The sequence below is a fragment of the Chordicoccus furentiruminis genome (genome assembly GCF_019355395.1).
GTDB lineage: Bacteria > Bacillota > Clostridia > Lachnospirales > Lachnospiraceae > Chordicoccus > Chordicoccus furentiruminis.
In genome coordinates this window covers 1,602,883-1,622,450 of the sequence record NZ_CP048829.1, presented here as the reverse complement: position 1 = coordinate 1,622,450, position 19,568 = coordinate 1,602,883, and the positions used below count along the sequence as shown (strand labels likewise).

The following is a 19,568-nucleotide window of genomic DNA, read 5'->3' as shown; positions in this document are numbered from 1 at the left end:
AAGCAAGCGGCTTTCTCTCTGTGCCGACAAGCCCTCGGCAGAGCGCACGCACCCGTAAGGGTGTATAAGTGCGCCCTTTGTACCAAAGGGATTATTCGCTTTTCCCGCCCTCGGTGCGTTTTTTCAGATAGCCCCGCGCTTCCTCGCTCGTCAGGGCAAGCCGGAGAAAGGCGGCGGCTTCTTCGTCGGTCATGGTCTTTGCTTCTGGCACAATGCTCTCAAAGACCGCACCCCGGACGATCAGCCGATGGCTGCGCGTCCTGCGTTCCTCTTGGGATAACTTTTGCCGCAACACCTTTTCCCGATTTTCAAGCTGCCGGATTTTCTTCTTCCCGTCCTCAATCTCGGCTTGCAATTCCTCGCGTTTTTTTCTCTCGGTTTCGTCATGGGTGGTCACTCCTTTCTACCTGTCGGCATAGAAAAAGGACAGTCGATTTCCTCGGCTGTCCTTTTGATTAGGGTGTTTGGTTTACTCCGTTCTGCTCAATAAATGGGAATATTAAATATCAATACGCCCTTTAATACATTCCTATTAAAACATCAGCTTCGATTGTCAAATGTGTGAGAGTACGCCAATCAACGCAATCTTTTTCAACGCAAAAGAGAAGCGGCGTCATTTCAATAAACGACATTCTTTGTTCTGATGACAACTGTACGGTGGCTGAAACCGTTTCTCTTGAAATGGTTTTAAGATATTTCTCAAAATATTCAACGACAGACTCATTTGAATAATCTGGATTTTTCAAGTGTGCTTGCACTTTAGTCCTGATTTCCCTCAAATGATTTTTCGTAGGAATTACTTTCACAACATATCCGTTAGGAGATAGCAATCGCTGAAATTCTTTGTAGTGTGCAGGCGAAAATATGTCTAAAATACAATCCATACTTCCGTCTTTCAAAGGGATTTTTGATAAGTCAGTAACAAACCACTTCACTGCTTTGCGCTTGTCTTTTTTTGATGCAATCTGTATTGCCTCCCTTGACAAGTCAAAGGCAAAGATGTTTCGTTCTGTTCTTTGCTGTATCTGCCTTGCATAGAAACCCTCGCCGCAACCAACATCTAAAATGTTTCTTATAGATGGCGTATCAGAAATAAACTGTATGATTTTCTCCAACACAACATCATACATGCCATACTCCAAAATTTGGTGCCGGTTGTCAAAAGACCGCTTGCTGTAGTTGGTTTTGGGCGATGATTTTAACAACAAATTTACATACCCATATCTTGAAATATCAAAGCAATGTCCATGTCTACAAATTAGGCTATTGCCTTGTATATCCATTGATTTTGTGCAAATTGGGCATTGAAAATAAACCTTGCTGTCTGCAAAGCGTGATAAATTATTATTCATTTGTTTTTCCTCCGTAATTACATCTCTGCTTCAATAAGCGAGTTATGCAATACGGATAACCGCAACATAACTCGCGGTTTTATCTTAATCTCATAAATGTAACCATTGTGTTGTCCTCCAATCAATTCCGCAGTATTACTCTGCTTTTAGAAAAAGTATAGCACAAAACTATGAACATTTCAACTCTATTTCAGCCTGTCGGCGACGTTGCTCTCTCTGGCATACCGCCCGCCGTTCCTCGCTGTATGGGGCGGTCAGACGGAAAGAGAAGCGGCCTTTCTCAATGTCAAACTCCATGCAGCCCGTTTCCGGGTCTGCGTCAGTCTGCTGGCAGATCGCCGGATAACGGCGGCTGTATGCAAGCAGACGCTTTTTCAAGGCGGTGTTGTGGGTGCGGATATGGATAAGGGGGTCTTTCTCGTCAAACCAAATATCGGTGGTCTTTTCCTGCTTGGTAAGCCCTGTTCTCATGCAAACTCCTTTCTGTGCCCCTGTTACGCAATAGGGGCATTTTTCGGGTGTTTTCTCCGGCTCTTGACTTGGAGAAAACGGCGTTTTTGACGATAAAAACCGCCCGGACGTGGAATGTATCGTCGGGGCGGCTGTTATCGCAAGATTTCCGATTTTTCCGGCTCTTGACCGTCAGACGCAGATAAACACGAACTGTCGGCAAGTATCGTCTTGAGCAGCTTGTCGCGGAATGTTTCTGTGCTGCTGTGATTGAAAAATAACTCCGCAACAATAGTCTGCCCGTTTCTCTGCGTCGTGATAATACTGTCGGGGTTCCGGGGCGCGGTGGGCGTCCCGTTCTGTTCTGTCATAGGCGGCTCCTTTCTCCGGGCGCAAAAGAGGGACTTCCCGTAGCCGGAAAATCCCTCTTGGTTGTCGGTTATTCTGTTTTACTGTGCGGGCTGTGCGGCGGCGGTCTGCGCCTTTCTCCTTGCCCGGTATTCCCGCGCCTTGATACGGTCATACTCCCGCTGCTTTTCAAGGTTTCGCGCCCGGTACTCCCTTGAATACTGCCGGTGATAGGCGCGGCTCTTTTCCTTTTTGGCTTCTTCGATTTCCTCCCGCATTTGCCGGATTTCCTGCTCCGTTGGCTCTGTAAGCTGTGTCACTTCGTTCTCAAATTTGCCGATATAGTTGAAATATATCCCGATGTGCTGAATGGCTTGTTTTGCCCTTTTCTTGTCGCGCTCATGCACTTCAATCCGGCTGATAAACTCGTTGAGAATGGCGGGGGTCAGGTCGGTAAAGGCAGCGTAGCGTTCCGTCAGCTTCAAAAACTTCTGCGCCCGTCCGCCCGCGTTCTCAAAAGCGGATAGCTGCTCTTGCAGCTCGGCAAGCTCCGCTTTCAGCGCATAGTATTCTTCTGAATACTTCTGCGACATTTGCTCATAGCGGTCTTGCGGGATCGTGCCGAGGGCGTTGTCCTCATAGAGCTTGTTCAGCACCTTGTCAATCTGTTCAAGGCGCGTCGTGATTTGCGGGATACGCTTCTGCTGTTTCTTGGTCTTGTCGGTCTGCTGCATGGCAAGGTTCTTTTTCACTAAGGCTTCAAATTCCGCCCAGTTGCTGATAGAATAGTCCTCGATTTTCTTCAGCACTTCCGCGATGGTCTGCATGAGCAAATCCGCGTCAATGATGTGCGGGGAATTGCATTTGGGGTTTTTGGCTTTTCCCTTGTGGTACTCGCTGCAATAGGCAACATGACGCTTGCCGCCATTCCGATAATCTATGCGAATGTGCATTTTCGCACCGCAATCCTTACAGAAAAGCAAGCCCGACAAAGGGTGGATTTCCCCGTCCCCGTTGGGGCGTTTGACGGGCGCATTTTCCAAAATCCGCTGTACGGTTTCAAAGTCGGTGCGGTCAATAATCGGCTCATGCACATTTTCGGTTATCTGCCATTGGCTCCGGTCTACATAGTGGTTCCGCTTGTCGCGGAAGTGCTTTGTGGTCTTGAAGTTGACAACATCACCGCAATACTCCTGCCGTGTGAGGATATGGGTCAGGGTGGCTTTGTTCCACTTATAGCGGTTGGCCTCATTGAGCGCCCTGTTTTTACAGGTTCCCCGCCCGCGCTCTTTCATGTAGAATGTGGGCGTTGGGATTTGCGCCTGCGTGAGATATACGGCAATTTGGTTTCGGTTTTTTCCGTCCAGAAACAGGCGAAAAATCAAACGAACAACTCCGGCGGCTTCCTCGTCGATAATCCAAAAATCCTTGTTGTCCGGGGATTTGACATAGCCATAGGGGGCTTCGGTGGCAATCGGCTTTCCACTCATGCCCTTCGTCTTAATGCCGGTCTTTACTTTCTTGCTGATGTCCTTTGCGTACCACTCCGACATGATGTTGATAAAGGGCGCAAACTCCAATGTATCGGGCTTTTCGCTGTCTATCCCGTTGTTGACTGCGATAAAGCGCACATTGTTCCGTCTGAATATCTCCATCGCATTGCCGACTTGGAGATAGTCACGCCCCCAGCGTGTCAGGTCTTTCATAATGCAGACACCGATTTTCCCGTTCTCTACATCGTCCATCATGCGGGAGTAGGCAGAACGGTCAAAAAATCTGCCGCTTTCGTCATCGTCAATGTAGTGCCGGATATTGGTTAAGTGCTGCCCTCTGGCGTAGTTCTCCAAAAAGATTTTTTGGTTCTGTATCGAGTTACTCTCACCGCCGTCCCTGTCCTCGTCGCCCACGGAAAGGCGGGAGTAAAGGGCTGTAATTTTACTATAATCAGTCATGTGCATAACCTCCTGTGCGTCCATATAGGCTTCCTTTACACTTAAAATTATGCACTCCAGCGGGCTGACCCGTACTCAACGCCCTGCTTATAATTCTTCTTGTTCTGGCTCTTGATGAAGACAGCAAGCCTGAGACCAGCGCCGCCGATCAGGCCGGTCAGAAGATCCACGGGATAGAAACTCGGCAGGGGATTCCCGAAAGCAATACCGATCGTCGAAAAGAAGGAAAGCACCTTTGCGGAATAGTCCGCGCCTTCTGCCAGTCTCCAGGCCTCACCGATATTCGTACAGATGAGGCCGAAGATAACGTAGGGAAGGGAGAGGAACATGGTCTTTTTCAGGCGTTTAGTATCAACCTTCATCGGTTCAGATCCCTCTCTTTCTCCTTTGTCCTGGTCTTGACCGGAAGCGCCTTCACATAGGCCTTCAGTTTTGCCAGCTGCTTCAGCACACTCGGAGCCTTCTGCCTTTTCAGGACTTCTGCGGAATAGGCATTGAATGCGGCTGTCATGGCATCGGCATCCCGTGCCTTGAAGAAGCAGAGGTACTTTGGAACATCGCCGGACTTATCCTTGGTGATGGCATAGTCTACGCCGTAGGTCCTGGCGTATTTCTCAAATCCTTTCAGGTCTGTCTTGGCGATATCAATACTGCTGACGCCCTGGTTCTGTCCGATCAGCCGCTTGACCGTCTGTTTGCCGGTCGGCTTCTGGCTTTTTCTGGCGGATCTCGCTGCTGCCCGCTGTTTACGCCGCTCTTCAAACTTGTGATAACCGGAGATCAGTGCTCTGGCAGTCAGTCTTGTCGTTGTGATCATCAGGTTCACGGTCCTGTTTTCTATCTCTTCCTGCAAGAATCACCACCTCCATTCGTTATATTTGACGGAGCCGGCTGTTGATAGACCGGCTCCATATGCTGTACAGAGATCACCGGTCACTGTGATCCGGCGTCTTTCTGCGTTTTGCCTTCGGTTCCTTCTTCTGGGTATCCTTCGCCTGGGCTTTATCAGCAGCTTTTTCCGGTTTTTCCACTTTTTCCTCGGGAAGAGGCAGTGCCATGATCCCGCGTCCCATCTTCATGAAAACCTCCGGAGTGTGGAACATTTCTCCATAAGTCTTCATCTGATCAGGTGTAAGAGATTCGAAGCTTTCCTCAATCAGGCCGGTGACTATAAAGGGTCCGGCGATCACGTCCATGATTTCTCCGTTTTCATCACGCAAAGATCGGTTGAGCGGAAGTCCGTTTATCTTGCCCTCTTCATTCATGACGAGACCCACCTGGTCTTCAAACGGATAAATGACTTCGATATTGCCGCCGACGGCTGACTGCAGATCTTCCAGTTCGGTGCCGATCTCGATCTCTCTGGGATATTTCCCCGGCTCCACCATGAGAACAGAGATCGTCTCGGGGACAGTCTCAGCCGTATAAGCTACAGATCCCTCGTGAATGACACCCGGCATGGCATCCGCGATCATTTCACGATCTTCCATGATCCTTTCCTCATAGGCAGACGCCTTCTCAAAGACCTGAGCCTGGGCATCGTAATGATAGGCTTCACTGCCAAGCTGTTCTTCCGGCATGACCTCCTGTGAATTGACAGCAGAGACCATGGCGCTCAGTTCCTGTGCGCTCATGCTGCCGTCATCTGCAAGAAGCAGGATCTCATGGACAGACGAGGGAAGGATGAAATAGCTGCCGCCGATCTGTTCCGCAGCGTCCTTAAAGAAGTCCGGATAGCCCATGACACCGGCTCCATTGACTGCGCCGGGAACCGTAGCAACCATAAGCGGCGGAGCTCCGACATCCTCCGGCGGGATCATGCCGCCGCTCATTTCCGAAAGGACCTCTGCCAGAGAGCGGAGAGAGACCGGATTTCTCTGCGGCGCGGATATAGAGGCATCTGCCATCAGCTGTTCTGCGGTGATCCCGTAATTCTGCAGCATCTGGTTGGTGACCAGCACGGTGGCGTCCGCATTTTCCCTGTGCTCCAGCTGAAAACGGTAGACGATCGCGATGTCTTCCATCGTCCTGTGCGGGATTGTCTCAAGCAGCGCACGGTTCGGTCCGACCGGTACGGCCTGCATGATCAGGGTGTGTTTCATCTGCTCGTAATCCTGCAAAGCCATCGGATCCACCTGCGGGATCTGCTCCAGGGCGTCAGCTGCGATTCTTTCGATTCGGGCAAATGCTACCTTCATCGGGATCATTTCCTCCTGCACAAGCTGAAATTCCGAACGCAGGTCCAGCGTAGCACCGGTATTGCTGCCTTCCGGCGCGATGGAGATACCGGTATAAGACTGCCCCTGCAATTTTTCAACATTGCGGATCTCCACGTTCATATAGGGGAACTGCTCCCGAAGGTCTGCTTTTACCTGCTCCAAAAACTGTTCATAATCCATGGTTTTTCCTCCTTAAATGAAACGAAGCGCCGGATAACTGGCGCCTTCCTCAAAATCGATGGTTTCTGTGTTGTCTCTCATAAATTTGCGGACGCGGTGGCGGTCCAGCGCATCCGGCGTAATAAGGAAATGGTCTGCATTCAGCCGGATCACAACGATGGGACCGACCAGATAAAGTCCGCTTTCTGTCTTGATCTCTGTGTCTTCCTCATAGAGATAATAGAGATCTTTGACGCCCGGGATCGCCCGCATGACGCTGTGCTCATTCAGCCAGGGACAGATGCGGAGAACATGCTCAAAGGGGAAGACCCTGTAATCTCCGGCATCATAGAAAAGCAGTGCTACGGAATCCTCTTCAGGAACCGGGATCTCCGGCATGGCGTTTCTCTTTGAAGCTTTGTCCGATCTGCGCTTTTCTGCAGCCATACGCTCATAAGCCTGCATGCTCTGGGCGATGCGGATCAGCTCATCCCGAAGCTCAGGCGGTGCACAGCAGGTGCATTCTTCCTCATCCGCTTCATCGGATTCGTCCTCATCAAGGTTTTCCACTTCGATCAGGAACTCGCGGATCGCCTCGATCACCTCGACCGCACTGCAGAATTCATCGATCGTATCTTCCAGGCAGAGAAGCACTTCCTCAATGCTCTCGCTCTCATCGAGATTGGTTTCCAGATCGACGGAGAAATCGATCAGTTCATCCAGCTTCTTAAGGATCTCCATAGCCTGCTTATCGGTTGCTTTCATCTTTGACATAGTCTGTTTTCCTTTCATATTTAGCATAAAAAAAGACATTCCCGCATGGAGAACGTCTGTCTGCATTTACATGATTCTGATTTCATGGTTAAAGAAAACACCGGTCATATAACCGATGTTCTCTTTCTGCCTGGATTTTATTTCATTGCCTGTATCCTGTCATTCATTCTTTTCGCCTCTGCGCGATAATGTTTCATGAACAGGAACCAGATAATAAATGCCGGTACAAGCTGTATTGCCGCAATCAGGATCCCCTTTCCGAGCGATGCCGCTCCGCCCATCCAGCCAACGGCATAGGCAACGACCGTATAAACTACGCATCCGATCCCCATATGAATGATCACCCTGATCGGCATCGGAAGATTATCTTTTCTGTATACGATCGAAGGAATGCCAAACCCCAGTCCTACCAGGACACATCCCGCGATCATCTTTGTAAAACGATACTGATCCAAACTGAAAAGTCCTTTGTTCTGGATATCAAATACCACGCCGGACAGGCAAAATATCGTCATGGCCATCCCGATGCTGATAACCGTACTTTTTAACAGATCTTTCACTGTTTCTCTCATTGCTTCCGCCTCCTATAATCCGAGATATTTTTTTAACTCCGGCAAATATTTCCTCGACACATAATCCTTGCAGCCATTCTTCAGCTTTAATAAAAGTGTTCCGCTGAATCCGGGCTCTATACTGTCCATATAAGACAGATTGATCAATGTTGTTTTGGATATCTGCATAAACTGCTTCCCTAATTGCTGGCCGATCTCATAGAGTCTTTTTCGCGAACGATATTTATTCTTTTCTCCATAAATGATCGTGTCGCCGTCCTCTACCCGTACCATGAATATTTCCTTAGGCTGCAGAACGATCAGATTTTCCTCATTCTGCAGGGCAGTTATGGGCGTTTCGCTCGTGCTGAATATATCGATCATTCGCTGGATCTCATCTGTTACTTTATCGGTATAGATCACTGCGTATGGCTCTTTGTATTCAGCGGAGATATCTACACTTACCTTCATGCCCCAGCCCCCTTTCTTTCTCTTTGATGATGTCATCATACATGATATTGAAAAGGTTGTCTCAGCATTTACGGTAAGTGGCAAAATACAGGCGGTGAAATGCATTAAGAGTCCCTTTACCGTTCCTGGTCCCGCTGTTTTCGCTTCTGCCATTGTTCCAGAAGCTTAATGATCTGGTCCTGCATCTGCTGTGCGGTATAGGAACGCGGGAAATACTTTCTAAGTGTTTCGTTTCGGAAGGTTACCCGTTCCAGATCCCCTTTCTTTACTTCATTCATGATCTCACGCATGGTGTCCGGAGTGAGTTTCCCTTCCTGACTAAGTTTTTTCAGGCGCTGGGCCTGTGAAAGGGATGGCGCATTCTGCGACCATTCCATGACGGACAGGAACATTTCCTGCTCGGTGGGCTTCAGGTAGGAGAGCTCGACTGCCGGGTTGAAGGAGATCTTCTTTTCATCGACAAAGTCAAGGAGTTCGGGGATCAGATAGGTGAGGCGGATATAGCGCTGGATATTCCTTGCGCTATCTCCAGATTGTTCCGCAATTAAATCTCTTGTTTTGACACCCGTCGACCTGTGGCCAACTTGGCCACAAGTCAAATCAGTTCTCGCGCCTTGTCTCCCGATAGCCTCCATTTTCATCTTATAAGCAAATGCCCGCTCACTCGGCAGGATATGCTCCCTCTGCAGATTGGAATCGACCATCAGCACTGTTGCAGCGTCATCATCCATACCCCGGACAATGACCGGCACTTCAGTGAGGCCTGCAGCCTGTGCGGCATGGACTCTTCGGTGACCGGAGATGATCTCATAGGTTCCGTCTTCCAGCGGCCTTGCGATCAGCGGCGTCAGAACACCGTACTGTGCGATGCTTTCCGTGGTCCTCAGCATCGCCTCATCATCTACCACCTTGAAAGGATGGTCCTTAAAGGGCACCAGTTCGCTGATCGGGATTTTCTGGACCCGCTCCAGCTGGGCATCGGCTCGGCTTTCATCGGTCTCAAAGATATCATCGTAGCTGCTCAAGCTGATGTTTGCGCCTCTTTTCGGCATCGCGGATCACCTCCTTCGTCAGTTCTCTGTAGGCTGCAGTCACCTTACCTCCGGGATCATGGGCGAAGATGCTCTTACCCTCTGCGCTGATCTCCGCCGCCCGGACAGATCTCGGGATCTCAACATCAAACACCTTCAGCCGGCTGCCGTACGTTTCACGGATCAGAACGGCGATCTCTTTTGCATTATTGGTCCTTGCATCGACCATCGTCAGCAGGATCCCTTCGATCCGCAGCTTCGGATTGATCTGCCGCTTCACCTTATTGACCGTCTGAAGCAGCTGCTCCAGACCTTTGGCAGACAGGTACTGGGTCTGGACAGGGACGATCAGCTGGTCGGAAGCTGCCAGGGCATTGACTGTCAGCATACCAAGGGATGGCATGCAGTCCAGAATGATAAAGTCGTATTCTTTCTTTAATGGCTCCAGGTACTGCTTCAGAATGGATTCGCGGCTCATGGCATTGACCAGAGAGACCTCCAGACCGGACAGGGAAATGCTCGCCGGCATCAAATCCACGCCTTCCGGATGCGTCAGGATTCCTTCGCGGGGCTGTATTTCCTCATCCATGATCACTTTCTGCATCATATCGGAGATCGTGACCGGCAGTTCATCCGGCCTCGGATGGCCAAGGCTGATGGTAAGGGAGGCCTGCGGATCCATGTCCACGAGAAGCACCTTTTTCCCTTCCTGCGCCAGGCCGACACCCAGATTCTCCGCTGTAAAAGTCTTACCGACGCCGCCCTTCTGATTTCCGCAGCAAAGGACCGTCGCTTTATTTGGCATTTTTGCATCACCTCCTACACAAGGCCGTTAGCCATGTCATTGTTCACCCAGGACCGGTAATAAGGGCTGATCGTCGTTGTAGCATTAAACAGAGTGGCAAGCAGATACTGATTCACGTTCCGGATCCGGGTCGTATTTTCGGACAGGCACTTCAGGACATACTCGATATGGCTGGAATTCAGCTTCATGAACCGGCTTTTTACCACTTCAATCGGCTTCTTGTCTCCGCTGATCAGGATCCATGGCTTATTGGCACAGCAGGTATCCACGATCAGATCCAGAATACCGTCCAGCGTATCCCGCTCACTGGGATTGTTCTGCTTCAGAAAATCGATCTCAAGAGCATCTCTGAAATATTCCTCATAGGAGGCTCTTGTTCTCATCTCTTCTGATCTGCTGTCTGCGGAAAAGAATAGATCAGTATCACTCATCTCAGTATTATTAATATCAGTATTATTACCTTGTGATTTTAGAAGTTCTTGAATTGTGATTTTCATTGCTCCAGAATTGTGATTTTCACAGTTCTTGAATTGTGATTCCGGAAGCCCTGTGATGAAGTTTTTCACATAGATCAGGTTCGGTTTTCCGAGTCCCTGCCGCTTTCTTTCGATCAGACCGGCTTTCGTATCCAGTTCAGACAGCAGCTTGATGGCCTTCTGCTCGGCACATCCAAGCGCTTCCATGATCTCATCGACCGTAAAAATGATATACACACGGCCTTCCTCATCGATCCAGTTATTCTTTGCCGACAGGTTCATGCGGTCCAGAAGGATTCCGTATAAGGTCTTCGCCTCCGTTGACATCCCTTTGAAGGAAGGGTGCGTGAACAGCAACTTCGGGATCCGGTAGAAGGAGAACTGTTCGGCCTGAATGCCATAGAAATAGTCATACATCATCCATCTTCACCACCTCCGGTCCCGGAATCTTGTCCTTCTTCAACGGTCTCTTGCGGAAGATCTCCGCATCCCTCTGGTAAGGACATCTGGCATACAGGCATTTCCTGTACTTGAAGTCCGGCTGATAATACTGGCACTTCGCACAGCTGGGCGGTTTCTCACCGATCCCTGTTTTCCGTGCTTTCTTAATCATCGATTCATAGTGACGATATCTCTGCAGATCTTTATCCGACATAGGCTGAACTCCTTTCTTCCTTCATCATCAGCTTCTCGGCTCTGGCACGGCGTTCCTGAAGCCAGTGCTCCAGATCCTTATAGCAGCTCGCCGTGACACAGGGCTGGCCTTTGGCATAAGGACAGTTCTCGCATTTCTTTTCCTGCTCGGTCTTTATGACTTCAGCCAGGTAATAGCAGTTCTCCCTGCCGAGCGTGCAGCCGACCTTCCGGTTCTTCCAGAAGAAGCACTTCCTGCAGTCATGCGGCCGATCTGCGTAATAGCGAACGCCGTCGATCATAATAGTTTTTCTCTGCAGTTTCTGTCTTGTTCCCATCTGATACCTCCATCTTCTTAAAAATCCAAAAGAAACCTGCTAACAAAAGTCAAGAGCTTTTCAGCAGGTTTTTATATTTCTCATGATTTGATTTTTGTGTACAACAATAAGGCCGGAATAATAACCCGGCCTGGCAGGACCTGCTCTGATCATTCGCTATTGATAGACTTCCATTACTCTTGCGTAATAGATTCTCAAGAACTTATTTAATCCAGCAATCTTTGCGTGCTTTTTGTCTTTACCTTCTCGTTCCTTTTTCAGGATATAGTTATAAACAGCATCGTCTTTTGGAGCCTTATGACTCTTAAGCACCCTCATGACTTCATATCCGACCTTCCGAAGAGTAGATGAACCTCGTTTTGTTATCTTGCGCCTGGAGCCAACAAACTGGCCGGATTCATACGGTGGAGGATCTATTCCGGCCCACGCGATAAGCGCCTTTGCACTATGAAGGCGCCGAACATCACCGATCTCAGCAATTAACTTTGGAGCAAGGACATCTCCGACGCCTCCCATTGCCCGTACTGTTGAATATTCGGGTAATGACTTAGCAAGCTCCTGCATTCGTGATAAAATCAGAGACAGAGAGTTATCCACAGCTCTCAATACTGTTACGGCTTCCTGTACCAGCATTTTGGTCGATGGGGTACTGGAAGACAGTGTGGAGATACCACCAGATGCCAGTTCATAGACTGTTTCGGCCTTTGATCTGCTCCGGTGGTATTTCTTTTCTTCTGCCCAGATCAGGTATTCGTCGACAAATTCATCAAGACTCATGGATGTGATCAGGTCAAAGTGCCAGAAGCGCTCCACAAAGTCACTGAGTTTGTCCTTGCCACTGGCTTCATCCCAGCTGTTGAATAGTTTTTTTATACCCGGCATCACGTAATCCAGGATATGCGTCAGCTCTTGCAGTGCTTTCACATGGAGTTCCATATAGTAGCAGTACCGACGACCCAGGAGCTTAAGCTCAGCATAAAGTTCTTCGTCACTATCATACTTTTGTAACTTGAACCACTTTTCTATACCGTAATGCGCAATCATGACTGAATCGAGACGATCTGTCTTGGCTCCCCTGATGCTGTTGTCCTTCGCATATTTCTTCATTGCATAAGGATTCACTACAGAGACAAAATAGCCTTTCTCTTGAAGGAATAATAGAATCGGCAAGTGGTAAATGCCCGTTGCTTCCATCACAACCCGGATTTCTCCATCCAGCTTCTGCAACAGGCTGTCAAGGCTTTCCAGTTCTTTCTCCACATGTAGCACCTCGAATGGGCTGCACACAATCTCACCATAAGGCTTAAGAACACAAACAGTGCTCTTCCCTTTAGATACATCCACTCCTACGCTTATCACCCTGAACCTCCTAAAACTGATATTCGTAATTGTTCCAGCCGCACTTATTACCATTCAGTTTAGTTGGTTACGCGGGAGCGGATCCCGACCTGCTTAATCGAATGCTTATAATAAGGGGTTGGTTGACGGTTTCTATGACGGATGCTACGACCCAAAAAGCCCCACGTCAGACCAATTACTCCCCCTATTATAAAAAATAAGTGCAGATGTCAGAGTTAATTACTCTCTAACAACTACACTTTTATGGTACTAAAAAGCCCACTTCGTTACTGCAGCTACAGGTCGGAAACGGGCTATGTACGGAGGTTCAATGCGAGGCGGGTGCTTTTAGAAGAACTAAAATTTCCCGGCATGAAGTTCAACGAAGAAGGAAAAATATTAGCCGGAATCTGTGCCTGAGGCGGACTGAAGATGGAAAGGGGAGGAACTCTGTCTATAGGATGAAAAATCAAATCAAAGGAGAAAAGCCCGCTTTTTCAGGCATTTGCGAGAAATGATCTCTAATGATCGCGGATTATCACCGGTGCGCTCGCGTGATCAGCACTACAAACGCCTTCGTTGAACCGGAACCCCGGAAATCGGGTAAAAATCGGCTCGTTAGAAGAATCGGCGAAATTTTAGATTCCAGCTAATATGTAGAGGGGGATTTTAGACGGAAATCGTCTTGTGAGATAGAAGAAGCGGGAACCGATTTTTTCGGTCCCCGCCCTCCAAATTAGCGTTCCTGGCGGGATTCGAACCCACGACCTTCCGCTTAGGAGGCGGACGCTCTATCCTGCTGAGCTACAGAAACATCTTTAATTTTTCCCGTATTTTCAAGGTTTTCTGACCTTGGAGGATCGGGCCCTCGCGAGGAAAAGTTCTAAAACGTCTAATGAAAATCGTCTAATACGGGGCGGGTGTTTCATAACACCCATAACGCCTTCGTTAGAACTTTCGCTCATTTTTGTCCCGCAGTCGGTTCGGATCGAACGCCCATCCTGTTATTCAGGATCCTCCGAGTCGTTTGTTAAAAACGTTCTTAGGAGGCGGACGCTCTATCCTGCTGAGCTACAGAGACAGGCATTCACTGCTTTTGATATGCACGGATTCCCGCGTCACGAGAATCCGCATTCCTACTAAGGATATCATCTTCCGGCTGAAATGTAAAGATTTTCGCTCCTGCAAATCCAACATCAGCCGAAATCCACACTTCCCTGAAGCCAGATCAGCCCGCGGAATCTGCGTCCTGCCTTGGGCACACCTTCCAGAGAATCCGCATTGATACAAACATCCAACTTGACATCACAGGTTTCCACCTGCATCTGATACATCAGTTCATTTGTGTATAAGTTTCTGACCGGCGTGCAGGAAAGAATATTGGCACAGATACTGTACTGATCGCACTCGATGCCGTAAGGAAGGAAACAGGTTTCGACAATGGAAAAAACATCCTCATTCTGAATGCGCTTCGAAATAATGGAGTAATCCTTCATGTCCTCCGCCGTCAGCGCATCAATTGCCTCCTCATCCCCTCCGCGGGCATCTGATATCAGCTTAATCTGCCTCTCTCTGGCCTTGATTCCCTGCTGCTCATCCGATTCTGACTGATAAACAGGGAGCAGAATCGTCCCCTCCCTTGCCAGAGCGGAAAGCCGGATCGAACGGGGATCAAGCGAAAGCGGTGTCTTCGTCGCAGCTGCCTTGTATTCTCCCATATTCAGCAGATAGAAGATGACGGTTGCCCCGATTCTCGGATCCTCGCACGCGCCTGCATAAGACTCCTCTCCGGCATGTTTCTCAAAGTCAACAGATTGGTTCATGCTGACCGTTGCGCCGGTAAAAAACGGAAGCGAGTATTCCGGATGAAAATCTCCATTCTCATCAAATTCACCGCAGACCGTAATTCCGATTTCCGCCGCGTAGTTCTTTGAAAAAGCGCCGTATACTCGTCCGGAATCATTTTTAAAAAGCGAGCGTCTGTCAAAGTTCAGGACCGTGTCACGGTTGAGACGTTCCAGCTCGCGGTGTCCTGTGATCCGCTTAAATCCGATTGACTCAAGGTATGTATGCATAGACAAACTCACCCCGCCCGAAAGGACGGGGGCAAAACACTGGTTGACAGCTTCATCCCGGCTCTCCGCAGGTCCGTTTTCAGCCCGCGTCATTTGCAGCAAAGTCCGTCGCCGGGGCATCACGTCTCACTTTTTCGGAACCAGCACCTTTGTGCCGCCCATATACGGCCAGAGAACCTCCGGAATCGTAACGGATCCGTCTTTCTGGAGATGATTCTCAAGAAAAGCGATCAGCATTCTCGGCGGAGCCACTACCGTATTGTTCAGTGTATGCGCTAGATATTTTTTGCCGTCCTCACCTTTCACTCTGATCTGAAGACGACGTGCCTGAGCATCACCCAGGTTGGAACATGATCCAACCTCAAAATACTTCTTCTGACGCGGCGACCAGGCCTCCACATCCAGAGATTTCACCTTCAGATCCGCAAGATCGCCCGAGCAGCACTCCAATGTGCGCACAGGGATCTCCATAGAACGGAAAAGTTCAACTGTGTACTTCCACATCTGCTCAAACCACTTCATGCTCTCTTCCGGTCTGCAGATGACGATCATTTCCTGCTTTTCGAACTGATGGATTCGATACAGCCCCTTCTCCTCAATGCCATGCGCGCCTTTTTCCTTCCGGAAGCAGGGCGAGTAGGACGTCAGTGTCAGCGGCAGCTTTTCCTCGTCAATGATCTGGTTTTTGAAACGGCCGATCATGCTGTGCTCGGACGTACCGATCAGGTAGAGATCCTCTCCCTCGATCTTATACATCATCGCATCCATTTCCTCGAAGCTCATCACACCGTCAACCACATCGCCCCGAATCATGAACGGTGGAATGACGTAAGTAAATCCCTTTCCGATCATGAAATCACGCGCATATGCGAGAACCGCGGAATGAAGACGGGCAATATCGCCGATCAGATAATAGAATCCATTGCCCGCTACGCGGTCTCTCGCCGCATCAAGATCCAGGCCATCAAACCGGGCAATAATATCCGTATGATAAGGGATCTCAAAATCCGGAACAACCGGATCGCCGAAACGCTCGATCTCGACATTTTCCGAATCATCCTTACCGATCGGAACCGACGGATCAATCATATTCGGAATGACCAGCATACGTTTGCGGATGTCCGCTTCGACCTGCCGTTCCTCAGCTTCCAGCTCTGAAATTTTTCCTTTGCTTCTGGCAATATCATCCCTGATCTGTGTCGCTTCCTCTTTCTTTCCCTGCTTCATCAGCGCACCGATCTGCTTGGAAGTCTTATTCACCTCGGCCTGCATAGCCTGTACTTCCACCTTGATCTCACGGTTTCTCTTATCAAGTGCGATCACTTCATCAACAAGCGGAAGCTTTTGATCCTCAAATTTCTTTCTGATGTTGTCTTTTACTGCATCCGGATTTTCTCTTAAAAATTTAATATCAAGCATCTTATTCCTCTTAATCTGTCATACCGGTCAGGCGATTCAGGCCGGCTTTTCTCTGTCAGGCGTATACTGCTGTCCCGTTGACCTCTCAGTCAACGGCTTCTTCCACCCCGTACCGACGGGCAATCCGCAGAGCTTCCACCTCTTCACTGCTCAGCAGGATGTAGGATTCACCCTTCACAATTTCCTTGATGTACAGAAAACAATTATCTTTGCTGTGAACCGCGTTCAAAACAAATCCGCTGTCGCTGTCATCCAGAAGCGCAAGAACAAAGCTGAGTTTTCCGCCTACATCATCAAATGCATCATACTTCACAATTCCATACTTGTGAATACTCTTTTTCTGGACATCTGAGATGGCTTGAATCGTTTCATCAAGCGACCCGATGCTGTTCGCATATTTATCGATCCGGGTCATCTTTTTATTGATGTCTTTTTCAAGCGAGACACCGTTCTGACCCTTCATAAAGCTCGTATACTTTGCATTCAGCCGCCTGATTTTCATAGAACTGCTGAAAACAGCGATCAGCAGGACAATTTCCAGCACCAGCAGCAGAATAATCATCACGCCGGCATCAATCCCCATCGCATCAAACACGGTATTCATTTTTCTCCCCTTATGCGTTTAATGAACGAAGAAGTTCATATAGTCGGTCGAGCTCTTCGTCCGAGTAATACTCAATCTCGATTTTCCCCTTATTTTTTCCGCTCTGACGAATACTCACTTTCGTTCCTAAGGAATGCTTGAGTTGCTCGGAGAGTTCTTGCAGAAGAACATCTCTTTTTTCATCCGTCTGCCTGCGTTTCTTCTCTGACGGCTTCAGCAGTTCTTTGACCAGCTTCTCCGTCTGTCTTACAGAAAGTTTTTCCTTTATAATTCTCTCAGCCAGTTCAAGCTGCTCTTTTGCAGTCGGAAGCGGAATCAGCGTTCTGGCATGACCTTCAGAAATAGCCCCCGTCTCAACCATCGCCTGAATTGATTCATCCAGGCGAAGAAGACGCATGGAGTTTGTCACAGCCGATCGACTCTTCGATACCCTTCCGGCGACCTCCTCCTGGCTCAGCGCATATTCGTTCACCAGCCGCTGATACGCTCTGGCTTCTTCAATCGGATTTAAATCCTCCCTCTGTATATTTTCGATCAGCGCGACTTCAACCGCTTCCTGATTCGAAAATCGGCGAATTATGACAGGCACTTCCTTCAGGCCGCACTTTTTCGCCGCCCTCCACCGCCTTTCACCTGCGATAATCTGATAGTAATCATCTTTCTTCTGGACCAGAAGAGGCTGAATAATCCCGAACTGTCGGATTGAATCTGCCAGTTCATCAATGGCATCATCGTCAAAATACTTGCGTGGCTGATCCCGATTCGGCTCCACAAGTGAGATCCGCATCATGATCACCTCTCCGCGTTCAGTATTTCTGTCGCTCTCCTTTTTCACCTCTTCTTCTGAAGTCTCGAATGCATTCGTATGAGGGCCTTCACGATCGAATTCAGTTTCATTCATGTCATCTTCTTCAGTACCTCGAAAAGAATCCGAATCGAAACTCATACTTAGTCTGTGATGATCCCCGTTTTCTTCATCACTTGTTTTCTCAATATTAGAAGGCGAAGCAGGAATATCTGATTTTTCAGTATTGTTTCTATCGTCTGCCTCGTTCAGGTTCTTTACTGTTTCTATGTCATCTGAGTGCACCGTATCTTCGGAAGACGTATCCTGATCTGATTCCGGCAATTCCTGCTTTTCCTCTCCATTCTTTGCAACGGATGTCTGTGCATCATTCTTGTTCAAAACAGATTCATCTGCAGTGGTAAGTTCCGTCGTCTTCAATTCAAGCTCACTGTCACGCTCGGCAGAATTCGGAGTAGAGAGAGGCTGATCTTCCTCTTCAGCAGCGCTGTCAATCTCATCTCGGCTTATCGCATCATCTGTACTTCTACCTGCAGGATCGATGGCTTCATCGGCAAAATCCGAATCCGCGTTCTCCGCAGGGATGTTCTGTGATTCGATTAATGACGCATTCTCTTTCTTACCATTTCCAAAGACAATCGGTGCCTCAAAGTCAAAGATGATTGATTCATCCTTTTCTTCGCCATTCAGCCCTTCGTTTTTGGATTCCGAAGAAGTTTCTTTTCGGATCTGCAAGTTTTTCTGCTGCTTTGCCCTGGCTTTTTCCTTCTTTGTCGACTTGACACCTTTCTCAATCGTCACTTCGTTTTCATCTGTTTTTGACGCTTTTTGTTTCTTTCGTTCCGGCGGGATCAGTGCGTCCAGTCCCCGTCCTAATCCGCCTCTTTTCGGCATCAGTTCTTCCTCCTCTTTACAAATTCATGAGCAAGTTCCCGATAGCTCTTCGCTCCAGTAGAATGAGAATCATATCGAATAATTGGAAGCCCGTAGCTTGGAGATTCCGCAAGACGGACATTTCGCGGGATAATTGTTTTATAAACATATACGTCAAGGTTGTCCTTGACGTTTTTCACAACATCGGCCGATAAATTGGTTCTGCCATCATACATTGTGAAGACAATTCCGTTCACAGACAAATCGGGATTCAGTCTCTCCTTCACAAGATTCACAGTCTTCATCAACTGCGTGAGTCCCTCCAATGCGTAATACTCGCACTGAACCGGAATCAGCACACTATCGGAAGCGCATAAAGCATTCAATGTCAATAATGACAACGAAGGCGGACAGTCTATCAAAATATAGTCATATTTTTTCCGAGCGTCTGCTAAAGCCTTTTTAAGCAAAAACTCCCTGTCCTGCATATCCATCATTTCAATCTCAGCGCCAGCCAGGTCAACGTTTGACGGAACAACGTACAGTCTGCCGAACTCAGTACGGATCTGGCATGTTTCAACATCAGCGCCTCCCTCAAGTAAATCATATACGGTATGTTCGGCTTCATTTCGATCAATTCCAAGCCCGCTCGTCGTATTTCCCTGAGGGTCCAAGTCAATAATCAAGACTTTTTTCAAGCGTTCTGCCAGACACGCAGAAAGGTTTATGGCAGTCGTTGACTTTCCAACGCCGCCTTTTTGATTGGAGATCGCGATAATTTTGCCCATTACGTACTTCCTTTACTTGCAGCCTGATGTGCAGAAACATCACCCGTCATGTCGTTTTGCAGATACGGCCATTATAACACGCGTATACATTAAAGAAAACGAGAGAA

The 19,568-nt window shown here is 48.5% G+C and carries 22 protein-coding genes and 1 tRNA gene; all 23 read right to left on the bottom strand.

All coding sequences use genetic code 11. From position 1 onward, the window contains the following. Positions 1-91: 91 nt before the first annotated feature. Positions 92-397, bottom strand: a complete 306-nt coding sequence (locus G4C92_RS07670) for a DUF3847 domain-containing protein (protein ID WP_002584968.1) — start codon at positions 395-397, stop codon at positions 92-94. A 121-nt stretch (positions 398-518) separates the two neighbouring features. Further along, a complete protein-coding gene (locus tag G4C92_RS07665) occupies positions 519-1,352 on the bottom strand; it encodes a methyltransferase domain-containing protein (protein ID WP_002584969.1) in 834 nt (277 codons plus the stop codon). 168 nt (positions 1,353-1,520) lie between these two features. Further along, a complete protein-coding gene (locus G4C92_RS07660) occupies positions 1,521-1,823 on the bottom strand; it encodes a hypothetical protein (RefSeq protein ID WP_002584970.1) in 303 nt (100 codons plus the stop codon). Between the two features lie 134 nt (positions 1,824-1,957). Continuing rightward, positions 1,958-2,173: a transposon-encoded TnpW family protein gene (locus G4C92_RS07655; protein WP_002584971.1), complete on the bottom strand. Its 216-nt coding sequence runs from the start codon at positions 2,171-2,173 to the stop codon at positions 1,958-1,960. A 78-nt stretch (positions 2,174-2,251) separates the two neighbouring features. Next, positions 2,252-4,102, bottom strand: coding sequence for a recombinase family protein (locus tag G4C92_RS07650; protein ID WP_015572847.1), 1,851 nt, complete (start codon positions 4,100-4,102; stop codon positions 2,252-2,254). Positions 4,103-4,149: 47 nt separating this feature from the next. Beyond that, positions 4,150-4,464: a hypothetical protein gene (locus G4C92_RS07645; protein WP_274941947.1), complete on the bottom strand. Its 315-nt coding sequence runs from the start codon at positions 4,462-4,464 to the stop codon at positions 4,150-4,152. Continuing rightward, positions 4,461-4,955 (bottom strand): PcfB family protein, encoded by a 495-nt coding sequence (locus G4C92_RS07640; protein ID WP_274941946.1) that lies wholly within the window; start codon positions 4,953-4,955, stop codon positions 4,461-4,463. The genes G4C92_RS07645 and G4C92_RS07640 overlap by 4 nt, the downstream gene beginning before the upstream one ends. 73 nt (positions 4,956-5,028) lie before the next feature. Then, a complete protein-coding gene (locus G4C92_RS07635; protein ID WP_274941945.1) occupies positions 5,029-6,501 on the bottom strand; it encodes a DUF5688 family protein in 1,473 nt (490 codons plus the stop codon). Between the two features lie 12 nt (positions 6,502-6,513). Continuing rightward, positions 6,514-7,245 (bottom strand): hypothetical protein, encoded by a 732-nt coding sequence (locus G4C92_RS07630; RefSeq protein ID WP_274941944.1) that lies wholly within the window; start codon positions 7,243-7,245, stop codon positions 6,514-6,516. Between the two features lie 146 nt (positions 7,246-7,391). Continuing rightward, the gene (locus tag G4C92_RS07625) at positions 7,392-7,826 is read right to left on the bottom strand and encodes a DUF3021 domain-containing protein (protein WP_274941943.1); all 435 of its coding nucleotides are present in this window, start codon (positions 7,824-7,826) and stop codon (positions 7,392-7,394) included. Between the two features lie 12 nt (positions 7,827-7,838). After that, on the bottom strand, positions 7,839-8,429 hold the full coding sequence (locus tag G4C92_RS07620) for a LytTR family DNA-binding domain-containing protein (protein WP_274941942.1): 591 nt from the start codon (positions 8,427-8,429) through the stop codon (positions 7,839-7,841). Then, positions 8,393-9,328, bottom strand: a complete 936-nt coding sequence (locus G4C92_RS07615) for a ParB/RepB/Spo0J family partition protein (protein WP_274941941.1) — start codon at positions 9,326-9,328, stop codon at positions 8,393-8,395. The genes G4C92_RS07620 and G4C92_RS07615 overlap by 37 nt, the downstream gene beginning before the upstream one ends. Continuing rightward, on the bottom strand, positions 9,285-10,112 hold the full coding sequence (locus tag G4C92_RS07610; RefSeq protein ID WP_274941940.1) for a ParA family protein: 828 nt from the start codon (positions 10,110-10,112) through the stop codon (positions 9,285-9,287). The genes G4C92_RS07615 and G4C92_RS07610 overlap by 44 nt, the downstream gene beginning before the upstream one ends. A gap of 14 nt (positions 10,113-10,126) precedes the next feature. Beyond that, on the bottom strand, positions 10,127-11,008 hold the full coding sequence (locus G4C92_RS07605; RefSeq protein WP_274941939.1) for a DUF6017 domain-containing protein: 882 nt from the start codon (positions 11,006-11,008) through the stop codon (positions 10,127-10,129). Beyond that, positions 10,998-11,243, bottom strand: a complete 246-nt coding sequence (locus tag G4C92_RS07600; RefSeq protein WP_274941938.1) for a hypothetical protein — start codon at positions 11,241-11,243, stop codon at positions 10,998-11,000. The genes G4C92_RS07605 and G4C92_RS07600 overlap by 11 nt, the downstream gene beginning before the upstream one ends. After that, entirely contained in the window at positions 11,233-11,559 is a 327-nt protein-coding gene (locus G4C92_RS07595; protein ID WP_274941937.1) for a hypothetical protein, read from the bottom strand. The genes G4C92_RS07600 and G4C92_RS07595 overlap by 11 nt, the downstream gene beginning before the upstream one ends. Before the next feature lie 156 nt (positions 11,560-11,715). Beyond that, a complete protein-coding gene (locus G4C92_RS07590; RefSeq protein WP_274941978.1) occupies positions 11,716-12,918 on the bottom strand; it encodes an IS110 family RNA-guided transposase in 1,203 nt (400 codons plus the stop codon). A 719-nt stretch (positions 12,919-13,637) separates the two neighbouring features. Continuing rightward, positions 13,638-13,711: transfer RNA gene (locus G4C92_RS07585), tRNA-Arg, on the bottom strand. A 382-nt stretch (positions 13,712-14,093) separates the two neighbouring features. Continuing rightward, positions 14,094-14,972, bottom strand: a complete 879-nt coding sequence (locus G4C92_RS07580; RefSeq protein WP_274941936.1) for a DUF3881 family protein — start codon at positions 14,970-14,972, stop codon at positions 14,094-14,096. A 126-nt stretch (positions 14,973-15,098) separates the two neighbouring features. Next, positions 15,099-16,391, bottom strand: a complete 1,293-nt coding sequence (serS, locus tag G4C92_RS07575) for a serine--tRNA ligase (RefSeq protein WP_274941935.1) — start codon at positions 16,389-16,391, stop codon at positions 15,099-15,101. An 85-nt stretch (positions 16,392-16,476) separates the two neighbouring features. Continuing rightward, complete coding sequence (locus G4C92_RS07570; RefSeq protein ID WP_274941934.1) at positions 16,477-16,995, bottom strand: DUF4446 family protein; 519 nt, start codon at positions 16,993-16,995, stop codon at positions 16,477-16,479. Positions 16,996-17,005: 10 nt separating this feature from the next. Further along, a complete protein-coding gene (locus tag G4C92_RS07565) occupies positions 17,006-18,694 on the bottom strand; it encodes a ParB/RepB/Spo0J family partition protein (protein ID WP_274941933.1) in 1,689 nt (562 codons plus the stop codon). Then, the gene (locus G4C92_RS07560; RefSeq protein WP_274941932.1) at positions 18,694-19,461 is read right to left on the bottom strand and encodes a ParA family protein; all 768 of its coding nucleotides are present in this window, start codon (positions 19,459-19,461) and stop codon (positions 18,694-18,696) included. The genes G4C92_RS07565 and G4C92_RS07560 overlap by 1 nt, the downstream gene beginning before the upstream one ends. Between the last annotated feature and the right edge of the window lie 107 nt (positions 19,462-19,568).

What these genes read in the sequence shown, in the direction of transcription:
- G4C92_RS07665 (WP_002584969.1), bottom strand. Translation starts at nt 1,352, where the DNA reads ATGAATAATAATTTATCACGCTTTGCAGACAGCAAGGTTTATTTTCAA.
- G4C92_RS07660 (WP_002584970.1), bottom strand. Translation starts at nt 1,823, where the DNA reads ATGAGAACAGGGCTTACCAAGCAGGAAAAGACCACCGATATTTGGTTT.
- G4C92_RS07655 (WP_002584971.1), bottom strand. Translation starts at nt 2,173, where the DNA reads ATGACAGAACAGAACGGGACGCCCACCGCGCCCCGGAACCCCGACAGT.
- G4C92_RS07650 (WP_015572847.1), bottom strand. Translation starts at nt 4,102, where the DNA reads ATGACTGATTATAGTAAAATTACAGCCCTTTACTCCCGCCTTTCCGTG.
- G4C92_RS07645 (WP_274941947.1), bottom strand. Translation starts at nt 4,464, where the DNA reads ATGAAGGTTGATACTAAACGCCTGAAAAAGACCATGTTCCTCTCCCTT.
- G4C92_RS07635 (WP_274941945.1), bottom strand. Translation starts at nt 6,501, where the DNA reads ATGGATTATGAACAGTTTTTGGAGCAGGTAAAAGCAGACCTTCGGGAG.
- G4C92_RS07630 (WP_274941944.1), bottom strand. Translation starts at nt 7,245, where the DNA reads ATGAAAGCAACCGATAAGCAGGCTATGGAGATCCTTAAGAAGCTGGAT.
- G4C92_RS07625 (WP_274941943.1), bottom strand. Translation starts at nt 7,826, where the DNA reads ATGAGAGAAACAGTGAAAGATCTGTTAAAAAGTACGGTTATCAGCATC.
- G4C92_RS07620 (WP_274941942.1), bottom strand. Translation starts at nt 8,429, where the DNA reads ATGGCAGAAGCGAAAACAGCGGGACCAGGAACGGTAAAGGGACTCTTA.
- G4C92_RS07615 (WP_274941941.1), bottom strand. Translation starts at nt 9,328, where the DNA reads ATGCCGAAAAGAGGCGCAAACATCAGCTTGAGCAGCTACGATGATATC.
- G4C92_RS07610 (WP_274941940.1), bottom strand. Translation starts at nt 10,112, where the DNA reads ATGCCAAATAAAGCGACGGTCCTTTGCTGCGGAAATCAGAAGGGCGGC.
- G4C92_RS07605 (WP_274941939.1), bottom strand. Translation starts at nt 11,008, where the DNA reads ATGATGTATGACTATTTCTATGGCATTCAGGCCGAACAGTTCTCCTTC.
- G4C92_RS07600 (WP_274941938.1), bottom strand. Translation starts at nt 11,243, where the DNA reads ATGTCGGATAAAGATCTGCAGAGATATCGTCACTATGAATCGATGATT.
- G4C92_RS07595 (WP_274941937.1), bottom strand. Translation starts at nt 11,559, where the DNA reads ATGGGAACAAGACAGAAACTGCAGAGAAAAACTATTATGATCGACGGC.
- G4C92_RS07580 (WP_274941936.1), bottom strand. Translation starts at nt 14,972, where the DNA reads ATGCATACATACCTTGAGTCAATCGGATTTAAGCGGATCACAGGACAC.
- serS (WP_274941935.1), bottom strand. Translation starts at nt 16,391, where the DNA reads ATGCTTGATATTAAATTTTTAAGAGAAAATCCGGATGCAGTAAAAGAC.
- G4C92_RS07570 (WP_274941934.1), bottom strand. Translation starts at nt 16,995, where the DNA reads ATGAATACCGTGTTTGATGCGATGGGGATTGATGCCGGCGTGATGATT.
- G4C92_RS07565 (WP_274941933.1), bottom strand. Translation starts at nt 18,694, where the DNA reads ATGCCGAAAAGAGGCGGATTAGGACGGGGACTGGACGCACTGATCCCG.
- G4C92_RS07560 (WP_274941932.1), bottom strand. Translation starts at nt 19,461, where the DNA reads ATGGGCAAAATTATCGCGATCTCCAATCAAAAAGGCGGCGTTGGAAAG.